Source organism: Methanobrevibacter sp. (assembly GCF_045541095.1).
Classification (GTDB): Archaea; Methanobacteriota; Methanobacteria; order Methanobacteriales; family Methanobacteriaceae; genus Methanocatella.
This window is the reverse complement of the sequence record NZ_JAZQIJ010000252.1, coordinates 1-10,720: the sequence shown is the minus strand read 5'-3', so window position 1 is coordinate 10,720 and position 10,720 is coordinate 1. Positions and strand designations below refer to the sequence as shown.

Below are 10,720 nucleotides of genomic sequence, written 5' to 3'. Positions count from 1 at the left end.
GGACGAGGGAGATAGCCTAGGATAATATCAAATAACCAACGATATATAATAAAAAACCTAGGAATCCTCAACTTCAATAAGTTGAGGTAGTTCAATGAATTATTTGTAGTTATTTTCACATGTAAAATAAGGCGTGCAGGTATTTTTGAAAAAATTCTTAGAATTGATTTTCATGTTTATGGATGCGGCGGTTCGCCATGAAAAAGTGATGGTCTATATCAGCTGATTTTAATTTCATTTGGTAAATTATTTATTATATTTTTATCATATTTTTTGATAAGGAGGAATTTTTTGGAAAATATACTAGTTGTAGATTGTAAATCGACAGGTACAAATTTCATTGAAGACATTTATAATCGAGGTTATAATCCTATTGTTTTGGAATTAAAACCGGGTAATCAGAATGTTGAAACGTACAAACAGTTGATGAAATCCAACTATGATAGAATTGATTATGATTTTGAATTGTTTTATGAAAAGGACACATATGAAGAAACTTTGGATATGATTCGCCAACTTCATCCGGTTGTTGTTGTTCCGGGTAGTGAACAGGGGGTTGTTCTTGCAACCAAACTTGCTAATGATTTGGATTTATCATGTAACTCCATTGACAATTTGGATGCGATGACCAAAAAGGACAAAATGCATGAAAGACTTGCTGAAAGGGGTCTCAGGCATATTCGGGGAAAAGTTGTTTCATCCGTTGAGGATGCCGTTGAATTTTATGACGCAAACTCCCTGGAGGAAGTTGTTATAAAACCGGTACGAGGTGCTTCTTCGGTAGGTGTGCGCATTTGTTTAAACAAACAGGAAATGATTGATCATTTAACTGACCAGTTTGATAAGACTAACTCCTACGGTGATGAAAATGAAGTTTTGCTGGTTCAGGAGAGAATCAACGGCGAAGAGTATATTGTAAACACTGTATCATGTGACGGAATTCATAGGATTACGCTCATTTGGAAATATGAGAAGGTAAGAAACTCTGAAGGTGCAATTCTATATGATATGGTCAAAACCGTGAATGACCTGAATATAGGGGAAGCAGAACTTGCTGAGTATGCATATGATGTGGTTGATGCAATAGGCATTAAATACGGTCCTGTTCATGGCGAATATATGGTTGATAAGAATGGTCCGGTGCTTATTGAGGTTAACTGCCGCCCTTGCGGAGCTAACATGTCATGTGAGTTTTTAGATAAGATTTCAGGCCAGCATGAAACAGATTCAATATTGGATGCTTACTTAAATCCTTTCAATTTTCATGAAAAGAGAAAAAAACCGTATAATCTCTCTGCAACAGGTGCTCTAAAAATATTTATTGTTCCTGAAGATATCTGGGCAAAATCTGCACCTATAAATAATATTTCTCCTAAATTACAAAGCTATTATGATACTACTTTACAGGATATAGAGGATATGAAACATTTTGTCATGACTGAAGATTTAAAGACAAGCTGCGGATATATCTATCTGGTTCATGAGGATGAGAATATTGTCGATAGGGATATTGATTTTTTAAGAAGCGTTGAAAGAAATGTTTTTGACTTGATTTTAAATGCGGATGCAGACGAAAATTATGAGCTGGATGAACTGGGACTTGTAAAAAATCTTCAAAATGCCCTTTCAATTGGTCTAAATTATGGAAATGGAATTTTAATTACTGACCAATTTTTAGACGGTATCAACATGCTTCAGGTGGGCCTTGAAGATATAAAGAATGTCAACGGTAAATTTGATTTTGTTGTAGTGAATCTAAATAAAAGTTTCATTGAAAAAAATTCACTGATTACTGTTGATATTGTTTTTGATATACTTTCCTTCATTAAAGTTAATGGGTATGTTTTCATACCTAAGACTACTTATGATTTTATCCCAGGGGGCAGGAAAGGTATAGAAGCTCTTATCAAATCTTTAAATTTAAAAATTGTCGTTCCACCTTATCGCATGAAAAATGTTGTCATAGCTTCAAAAACCAATATTTAAACAGAGAGTTTTTAAATCAAGGTCTTCATTGCAGGTTAGATTAACTTAATTATTCCGGATAACCTCTTAAATCTTTGAAATGAATCATTTTCAAATTTGAAGATATATTTGATTAAATGTAAATTTTTTTGGATTTTCATTGAAATAATGTGAATAATAACAATATATTTAATTAACATGTAATCAAATATTATAAAGGAGGTGATAATCATGGACAAAAAAACAATTGCAATTATAGCAGTAGTAGTAATATTGGTCGTTGCAATAGCCGCTGGTATATTCCTCACCCAAAATAAAGGTGCAAAACCTGCAGATACAGGGGCTAACTCACAAGCAAATATTTCAAATGCTCCAGCAAACAATACAAATACTGCTTCCCAAAATACTACCTCAAATGCTCCTTCTCCTAATGACTATTATATAGATGAGGATGGGGAAAGAGAGTATTATTATGATGATTACTACGATCGTGATTAATCTTATGGCTAGTGAATGGATTGAAGTTTAATCTACATTTCACTTTTTATCATAATCTTAAAATTATTATTTTTTTTTATCTTCAAGGAAGTTATTCCTTGAATGTCTATTTTTTAAATTTAACTTCATTTAACTGATGATTGTTCTATTATTTGTATTTTTAGTTGAGATTTGTCAAATAAATTTATTATGTGTATTTGAAATTACTGTAAAAATGTGTTACGTTGATATTTTGCGGATATTTCGATTATAAGTTCATATTAGAATAATAACTGGTTTATATGTATTTTTTTTTAAAAATAACTAGTAAGTGGGCACTTACATTCGATAAACTTTATATATAGGTGATTTCATATATTTACTTGTAGTTTTAAGAGGACGAAATTCACACCATCCTCTTACAATTAAAATCAGGTGATAATATGGATGTAAAAAAAATACTTTTCGCAATGATTGTGTGCGCACTTTTTGTTGGCGTTTGTGCAGCAGGCGTAAACGACTTCAAAGTAGATAGCTCATACTCAAACGTATACAGCGGTACTTACTATTCAGCATATGCAAATGCAAATCAAGATACTGGAATGGCAATTTATCAAAACGTAAACGATGATGTTTACGACGATATGGAAAACGACGATGTTTTAGATCACATTATCCATCATGACGGAAGAGAATACATCATGTCTGATGATGATTTACAAATTACTGTGAATGCAGACCACATTGCAAACTTCACTGATTACGACCATGCAACCCATGGTGTTTCAGAAGTAATTAACGCTAATGGTCAACAATACATTGTAGTTGTTTGGGCAAAAGATAACGGCGGAATCGACAACGCTAAAGCAATGTCCACCTTAAAAGATTTCAACAAAAACAACGGTGTTGAAGCAGTAGCATTCTAAAACTAAATGGGAAAATTTCCCATTACCTTATTTTTTTCCTTATAATTTTTTTGGGAGAATATTTATCTCCCAATTGTTATTTAATTTTTAACTTTTTAAAAATAATTAATGACTATTTTTATTAAATTCAATAATTTAAAAAAGCAGCAGTGTTTTAAAACATTTTTTAGAGAGTTTTTGTTAAAAACTATCATGTTTTTATAGAGATTTGGATAAATAATTAAACATGAAAGATTTGTTTGACAATTGCGATTTTGGAGATTTGAGGCTTAACAGCAGAATAGTCAGAACCGGCCTGTGGGAATCCGAAAGGGAATCTTCAGGCAATTTCACTCCTGAAATGTATAACCGGTATGAAAATATTGCAGCAAGCGGTGTTGGTCTGATTATTACGGAGCTGTTTTCACTCTATCCTCGTGACACATATTCAAAATATGCACTTACACCCAACTACAATCGCTTCGTGCGTGAAGCAAAAGACTTGACAGATCTGGTTCACGTATATGATGTTGCGATTTTTGCGCAGCTTGGTTTCATTGAATGCAACAAAAGACTGGAGCAGAACGTTAGTGTGGAGGATTTGTCAATTGAGGATATAAGAAAAATCCAGACTGATTTTATTATCGCCGGTCAAAAAATGGATTTTGCAGGATTTGACGGAATCCAAATCGCACTTGGAAACAACTTTTTTTTAAGCAACTTTTTAAATCCGTCATTAAACAAGCGCCAGGATAAATATGGAGGAAACACTCTGAACAGATTGAGGATGGTTCTTGAGATGGTCAAAGTATTAAAGCAGAATACAAAACTCCACATCAACTGCAGAATAAACGCTTTTGATGAAACAAATGGCGGAATGACAGTTGAAGAGGCAATTGAAATTGCAAAACTGCTTGAAAAACATGGTGTGGATTCACTCCAGTTAACACGCCCTCACTCCCAGTTAGTATTCACACGTGAAAACAAGGGGGAAAATCCTCTGGCTGATGCGGCGGAAAAAATAATTGATGAAGTAGAAATTCCGGTTATTCTGGGCGGAGGATTCAACAGCCAAAATCAAATCAACAGCCTTTTAAACAGTTCTAACATTGAATATATTTCAATGCAAAGGCCGTTTATAGCAGATCCAAGCTTTCTGGTTGACTGGCAGATTAAGGGCAACGGTGAAAGCTTTTGCCAGACTTGTCATAATTGCTATGCGAAAAAAACAAGCACCTGTCATCTAAAGCCATGCAGTCCGGAATATTATCAAAAATAGTAACCCTGAAAAGGGTTTGAAGGGTTAATCAGTCCCTTCTAAACAGGTCTCTTGTATAGACCTTATCCACAACATCTCCGAGAATGTGTGAATCAAATCTGTTTGCAAGAATCACGTCACTTTCCGCTTTGAAACGGTCAATGTCGTTGACAACTTCTGATTTAAAGAATTCGCTTCCATCTTCAAGTGTAGGTTCATATATTATGATTGGAATTCCTTCAGCTTTAATGCGTTTCATCACGCCCTGAATTGCTGATGCACGGAAATTGTCACTGTTACTTTTCATTGTAAGTCTGTAAACACCGACGGTTTTCGGATTTCTTGAAATGATTTGGTCTGCAATGAACTCCTTACGTACGGAATTTGAATTTACAACAGCTTCTATCATTGTCTGTGGCACATCTTTATAGTTAGCCAAAAGCTGTTTTGTATCTTTAGGCAGGCAGTATCCTCCATATCCAAATGACGGGTTGTTGTAGTGTCCTCCGATACGTGGGTCCATACATACTCCGTCGATAATCATCTGTGTATCAAGACCTTTGGTCTGCGCATATGTGTCGAGTTCATTGAAATAGCTCACTCTTACCGCAAGGTATGTGTTTGCAAAAAGCTTAATTGCTTCAGCTTCAGTCAGATGAGCTAACAAAATTGGAATGTCTGCTTCATCCAACCCTGCCCTTTTTTCTTCTTCTCTTGCACCTTCCAGAAGGAGGTCTGCAAACATCTGTCCTTCTTCCATCTGATCATCGTCACATCCGACAACTATACGGCTAGGATGGAGGTTATCATAAAGTGCCTTTGATTCACGAAGGAATTCTGGGCTGAATATGATATTGTCAACGCCATATTTTTCACGTACTGACTCAGTATATCCGACTGGAATTGTTGATTTTATTACCATAAGGACATCCGGATTGACTTTAAGGGTCCATTCTATTGCATCTTCGACTGCTGAAGTGTCAAAGAAATGATTAACGTCATCGTAATTTGTTGGTGTAGCTATAATTACAAGTTCCGCATTACTGTATGCCGCTTTTTTGTCGGTTGTTGTGCGAAGGTTAAGTTCTCTTCTTCCTTCTTTTGTCTCTTTGAAAAACCTTTCGATTTCATCATCCTGTATAGGACTTATAAACTGATTTAATTTTTCCGCTTTAGATTCTGTTGTTGTAATTGCGGTTACTTCATGTTTTTGAGCTAGTAGAACAGCAAGTGAAAGCCCTACATATCCTACACCAGCAACTGTAATTTTCATTCTAATTGTCTCCTATTTCATACATTTTATTTGTTATCTGCTGATTTGCTAAATTTTACAGTTTAATGTCTGAATTGTTCAAACTTCAATTTAGTCTATTTCAGCATATATCATTTTTAATTTTTAATTTTTAAGTGAAAATATTCACTAACACAATAAATCATCATTAAAATAGATATTTATTTAATTTATTTTTCTTATATAAAATACTTTGTCTGAAATCGTTTTCATTAGTGTCATTGATGCCACATTATACTTAAAAGTAATTTTTTATCAAATTAATGTTATGGAAATGAATAACGAAAATACAGTCAGAATGACCACGCTGCTTGCAGGTTTGTTTGCAGTATGTTCAGGTCTTGCAATCGGTAATCTCTATTGGGCTCAACCTTTGCTTGTTCAGATTACAAACGGGTTCGGACTTTCTGCAGGAAATGGCGGACTATTGATTACCGCTACTCAGATTGGATATGCAACAGGAATATTATTGATTTTGCCTTTGGGGGATTTTGTCAGACGAAAAAGATTGATAGCTATTGTAATGTCATTGTCAGTCATTACTTTAGTGTCATGTGCAGTGGCACCGTCATTTGCCATATTGTCATTGTCACTGTTCAGTATGGGAATTGTAACAATTTCAGGTCAAATCATTTTGCCTTTGGCAGGCGATTTAAGCAAACCTGATGAAAGGGGTCATATTGTTGGTATTGTTTCTTCAGGAATCACAACCGGAATTCTCTTTTCAAGATTTGTAAGTGGAATCGTTGCAGGATTTTGGGGATGGAGGTCAGTTTATCTGATGGCTGCCGTTTTGAATCTGATTATGGCTCTTGTGATGATATATGTATTGCCTGAACTTCCAAGAAAAAATAAACTGGATTCATATAAAGATCTCCTGCTCAGCGTTTTTACAACTTTCAGACGCCATACTACTTTGCCGAGAATTCTTCTGCATAGTGGACTGATTTTCGGTTTGGTATTTAACATATTCTGGACATCCCTGACATTTTTACTGTCTGGCGAACCGTTCAACTACACTACATTTCAGATTGGTCTTGTAAGTCTTGCAGGTCTTGCTGCTGCCGCATTCGGTTTGGGAATCGGAAAACTTCAGGACAAGGGATTGGGAGTGCCTGCACTTGGAGCATTTGTTCTCATCAGCATCCTCACTATGATATGCGGATTCATGTTTTCGGATTCGATTGTGATGATTGTAATTATTGCGGCTGTAATATCTATAGCCGTTCAAGGGGTTTCCGTTTTAACACAGGCAAGGCTATTTGCACTATCCAATGAGGAGCGCAGCCGTTTGAATACAGTTTTTGTAGTTAATAATTTCCTTTTTGGTGCAGTCGGCAGTGCATTGGCATCATTTTTATGGTCCGCCGGAGGATGGTCATATGTGATGGGTTGTGCAATTCTGATTTCAGTTGCAGCATTTCTGGTTTGGTTGTCTTCAAAAAACTCTTTTGAAAAGTTCGACAGCTTGAACTGATTACAATTTGAAACTATTCACTTTTTTGTGAATAGTTCCAAATGTTTGTTGGAAAATTGTTTTTTTAAAAAGGTATGTTTTTTTTGAAAAATCGTTTGTTATGACTTAATGTTCTTAAGCCATATTTAGATATTGTTTGTGAAATATATAAAATAATCGTTTTTAAAAAATTAGTTAAGTAGCGTATAAACGCATACTTAAAATTCAAAATCAGTAATATTCATCATCATCTTCTTCTTCAAAGACACGTTCTATCTTTTTGATGGTATCAATCTTTTTGTTTATTGCATCAATGCCATCACCTTCAAGCGCGGAAATGAAAATGGAGTTTTCCTCATTGTCAATATATTCATTGAGGTATTCTCTATCTTCAATAAGATCCATTTTGTTAAAAAGATAAATCACGGGAATTTCAGAAAAGATTTTTTCAATCTGCTTCAACAGATTGTATTGGTTTTCCAGATGGAAACCGCATGTTTCTGATGCGTCGAAAATAAAGAGAATCGCATCGGCCAGATGTTCCAATGCAACAATAGCGTTCATCTCAATATCGTTCATCTCCAGAACTGGTCTGTCAAGCAAACCTGGGGTGTCGATGATTTGAATGTGTCTCCAGTGTCTTTCAGTGTGTCCGATCTGAATACCTTTTGTTGTAAATGGGTAATTTGCAACTTGAGGCTCCGCGTCGGTAATCTTTCTTAGAAGTGTTGATTTTCCGACATTCGGGAAACCTGCAATGACTATGGTTGTCGCTTCAAAATCTATTGTAGGCATGTTTCTCAGGTTCTGTTTTGCAAAATCCAGGAAATCCAAATCCTTTTTAATCTTATTTACAACAGATGAAATTCTTCCGTAAGCCTGTTTTTGGATTGCGGTAGCTCTTTCAGAAGGATTTTTTCTGATTTTTGCACCGTATTCTTTTTCAAGTTGAGTAATAATCCCATAAGCCCAATTAAGAGCTCCTAAGGATTGCTTTAAATCATCCACCCCAACGGTAATGTCAATGTAGTCCTGATAGAATGGATGCAGGCTTTCAATTTCAGGAACTGCATCAATGATTGATTTTAGCTTGTCCTTGATGACCTGGCATGAAGTGACAACTCTTCTCTCTTCAATCCTTTTGCCTTTAAGATGTTTAGGTATTTTTTGACTTCTTACAAGATCAGCTTGTTTTTTTCCTCTGCTGAATCCCTTGTCGAGCAGTTCTTCAGGAGTAGGAATTGTAGGTATCATCATTTTTATCACTATTTAAATATTTGTCCTTGGAATTTATACACGTCACACATTTCGTCCATCCAGCTGTCTGCGCTAATTCCTGCCTTCATGCATGTATGGTCCAGGAATGTTTCCACGTCAAATGCGTTTTCAACAGCCACTTGCGGAAGCAGCAATCCTCTTGAATATCCTTTTTGAATAATCAGTCCGTCACGGCCGATTTCAATTTCATCCATATACTGGTCTGGATGTGCTACTTCAATAAGTTCAGGTTCTGTAAGGACGGTCACTTCAAATTCAAGTTTTGAGTATTCGTCAGCATCGATTGCATTGAATCTCGGGTCATTGAATGCTGCAGCTATTGCAACTTCAATGGTTGCTTTAATTGCACTTTCGATTGGTTCTGCATATCCGATACAGCCTCTTAATCTGTTTTTCTTGTTTATTGTTACAAAGACTCCCAACTTTTCATCCAGTTCAATCGGATAGTCCATTGGGACTTCTATCTTTTTGCCTGTTTCAAGGTAAAATGCAACTGCCTCTTTGGCCAGTTCCAGTAAGTATTGTCCTGCTCTTTCGCTTATCATTATCCCATGCCTCCAACTAGTGCATTCAGTATTTTTGTATGAGGTCCTCCGTCACCGACAGGTACGGTCTGACCGTCTTTTCCACAGAATCCGACGCTTAATTTAAAGTCATTTCCGATAGCATCGATGTTTTTAAGGGTTTCAAGAATGTTTCCTGAAAGTGAAACGTCTCTGACTGGTGTTTTAAGCTCACCATTTTCAATAAGGTATCCTTCAGCTGCATTGAACTGGAAAATGCCTTTTCCGGTATCAACTTGTCCTCCCCTTGAACCTTTAAGATAGATTCCGTTTGGAATGTCTTCAATAAGTTCTTCAAAGGTATTGTCTCCAGGCTGCAGGTAGGTATTGCTCATTCTCACAATAGGCTTTTGTGCAATGATTGCTCTCGCGTTTCCAGAAGATTGCATGTCAAATTCGGATGATGTTTCTCTGGAATTTAAAAGTGAAATCAGTTTTCCGTCCTTAACCAGCTGATTAGGTTTTGTTTTAACTCCTTCCACATCATACGGATAGTATCCAAAGCCGTCCTTGATTGTTGCATCATCGAATATGTTGACAATATCTGATGCAATCTGCTCGCCAAGTCTGCCTTTCAGGATGGAATCGTTCTGAAGTATCAAATCTCCTTCAACCGCATGGCCCAACGCTTCATGAATCAGGACTCCTGTCAGTTCATTGTCTGCAATCACAGGGAATTTGCCTGATGGTGCAGGCTTTGCATCAAGAAGCCTTACGGCCTTTTCTCCGATGTTTCTTCCAAACTCTTCAAGGTCTCTGTCAGCTATCACTTCAAAGCCCTTTACTCCTCCAAGACTGCCGTGGCCGAATTGAATTATTTCTCCATCGGTTGCAGATGCATTCAGTGCAAGTCTGACTCTTGATGTTTTGACTTGAATTTCAGAGCCTTCACTGTTCATAAAAAGCTCCTTTGTCTCATTGTCGGAATAGCTTGCTGTTGTACTGTTGACCTTATCGATTGTGGCGGCATCACTTGCCTCTTTCATAATCTCTTTTTTCTCATCTACAGAAATGTCTTTAATCGGTATTCTAACGTCAACTTCAACACTGTCCTTTACAACGTCGCTTTCGGATAACTTTACGTTTCCTTCAAGGGATTTGGATAATTTGATTGCAGTTTCGGTAATGTCATTAATCTTAGATAAGTCTGTAGTGTATGCAAAACCCCATGCTCCATTATTTAACACTCTGATTCTTGCTCCTAAACTCATTCCAGTGTTAATTTCATCAACGGTTCCGTCCTTCATAAGTATTGATGAGGTGTCACTGATTCCTGAGCGAATATCAATGTAATCAACTTTTGGGGTTGTTTTTTCAATAATGTTTTCGAATAAGTTAATGTATTCTTCCATTTCAATCACTCATCTTATATTAATCTAATATTTATTTTAGTTTCCATGTTTAATAAACGTTAGTTATATAATTTTTCAAGAAAAATCCAGATAAACAAAAAAGATTATTTTTTCAATTTTTATAGAATCTGATTAAAATTTTTTTTAAATATGGTTTTTTTGATTATTTTTTATA

The 10,720-nt window shown here is 35.9% G+C and carries 9 protein-coding genes; 5 read left to right on the top strand and 4 right to left on the bottom strand.

The genetic code is table 11. The annotated features are described in order from the left end of the window. Nucleotides 1-291 precede the first annotated feature (291 nt). The 4 genes from ACKI2P_RS10915 to ACKI2P_RS10900 all read left to right on the top strand — a co-directional run bounded on the left by ACKI2P_RS10915 (nucleotide 292) and on the right by ACKI2P_RS10900 (nucleotide 4,626). A complete protein-coding gene (locus tag ACKI2P_RS10915; protein WP_407377529.1) occupies nucleotides 292-1,986 on the top strand; it encodes an ATP-grasp domain-containing protein in 1,695 nt (564 codons plus the stop codon). 210 nt (nucleotides 1,987-2,196) lie between these two features. Next, nucleotides 2,197-2,463 carry a hypothetical protein gene (locus ACKI2P_RS10910; protein ID WP_407377528.1) on the top strand — a complete coding sequence of 89 codons (267 nt, stop codon included), beginning with the start codon at nucleotides 2,197-2,199 and terminating at the stop codon, nucleotides 2,461-2,463. Between the two features lie 422 nt (nucleotides 2,464-2,885). After that, nucleotides 2,886-3,368, top strand: coding sequence for a hypothetical protein (locus ACKI2P_RS10905; RefSeq protein WP_407377526.1), 483 nt, complete (start codon nucleotides 2,886-2,888; stop codon nucleotides 3,366-3,368). Nucleotides 3,369-3,594: 226 nt separating this feature from the next. Continuing rightward, on the top strand, nucleotides 3,595-4,626 hold the full coding sequence (locus ACKI2P_RS10900; RefSeq protein WP_407377524.1) for an NADH-dependent flavin oxidoreductase: 1,032 nt from the start codon (nucleotides 3,595-3,597) through the stop codon (nucleotides 4,624-4,626). A 28-nt stretch (nucleotides 4,627-4,654) separates the two neighbouring features. Here the strand turns inward: ACKI2P_RS10900 and ACKI2P_RS10895 are convergent, their stop codons facing one another. After that, complete coding sequence (locus ACKI2P_RS10895; RefSeq protein ID WP_407377522.1) at nucleotides 4,655-5,878, bottom strand: nucleotide sugar dehydrogenase; 1,224 nt, start codon at nucleotides 5,876-5,878, stop codon at nucleotides 4,655-4,657. Between the two features lie 292 nt (nucleotides 5,879-6,170). Here ACKI2P_RS10895 and ACKI2P_RS10890 point away from each other — a divergent pair, with 292 nt between their 5' ends. Next, nucleotides 6,171-7,373, top strand: coding sequence for an MFS transporter (locus ACKI2P_RS10890; RefSeq protein ID WP_407377520.1), 1,203 nt, complete (start codon nucleotides 6,171-6,173; stop codon nucleotides 7,371-7,373). 210 nt (nucleotides 7,374-7,583) lie between these two features. On the opposite strand, the gene ACKI2P_RS10885 is transcribed toward ACKI2P_RS10890, so the two are convergent. The 3 genes from ACKI2P_RS10885 to ACKI2P_RS10875 are packed head-to-tail and all read right to left on the bottom strand — an operon-like array spanning nucleotide 7,584 to nucleotide 10,545. After that, nucleotides 7,584-8,609 (bottom strand): NOG1 family protein, encoded by a 1,026-nt coding sequence (locus ACKI2P_RS10885; protein ID WP_407377519.1) that lies wholly within the window; start codon nucleotides 8,607-8,609, stop codon nucleotides 7,584-7,586. Nucleotides 8,610-8,617: 8 nt separating this feature from the next. Beyond that, a complete protein-coding gene (locus tag ACKI2P_RS10880) occupies nucleotides 8,618-9,175 on the bottom strand; it encodes a TIGR00296 family protein (RefSeq protein ID WP_407377517.1) in 558 nt (185 codons plus the stop codon). After that, nucleotides 9,175-10,545 carry a TldD/PmbA family protein gene (locus ACKI2P_RS10875; RefSeq protein ID WP_407377515.1) on the bottom strand — a complete coding sequence of 457 codons (1,371 nt, stop codon included), beginning with the start codon at nucleotides 10,543-10,545 and terminating at the stop codon, nucleotides 9,175-9,177. Before ACKI2P_RS10875 ends, ACKI2P_RS10880 begins: the two co-directional genes overlap by 1 nt. Between the last annotated feature and the right edge of the window lie 175 nt (nucleotides 10,546-10,720).

Coding starts and splice junctions, on each gene's coding strand:
- ACKI2P_RS10910 (WP_407377528.1), top strand. CDS start 2,197: ATGGACAAAAAAACAATTGCAATTATAGCAGTAGTAGTAATATTGGTC.
- ACKI2P_RS10905 (WP_407377526.1), top strand. CDS start 2,886: ATGGATGTAAAAAAAATACTTTTCGCAATGATTGTGTGCGCACTTTTT.
- ACKI2P_RS10900 (WP_407377524.1), top strand. CDS start 3,595: ATGAAAGATTTGTTTGACAATTGCGATTTTGGAGATTTGAGGCTTAAC.
- ACKI2P_RS10895 (WP_407377522.1), bottom strand. CDS start 5,878: ATGAAAATTACAGTTGCTGGTGTAGGATATGTAGGGCTTTCACTTGCT.
- ACKI2P_RS10890 (WP_407377520.1), top strand. CDS start 6,171: ATGAATAACGAAAATACAGTCAGAATGACCACGCTGCTTGCAGGTTTG.
- ACKI2P_RS10885 (WP_407377519.1), bottom strand. CDS start 8,609: ATGATGATACCTACAATTCCTACTCCTGAAGAACTGCTCGACAAGGGA.
- ACKI2P_RS10880 (WP_407377517.1), bottom strand. CDS start 9,175: ATGATAAGCGAAAGAGCAGGACAATACTTACTGGAACTGGCCAAAGAG.
- ACKI2P_RS10875 (WP_407377515.1), bottom strand. CDS start 10,545: ATGGAAGAATACATTAACTTATTCGAAAACATTATTGAAAAAACAACC.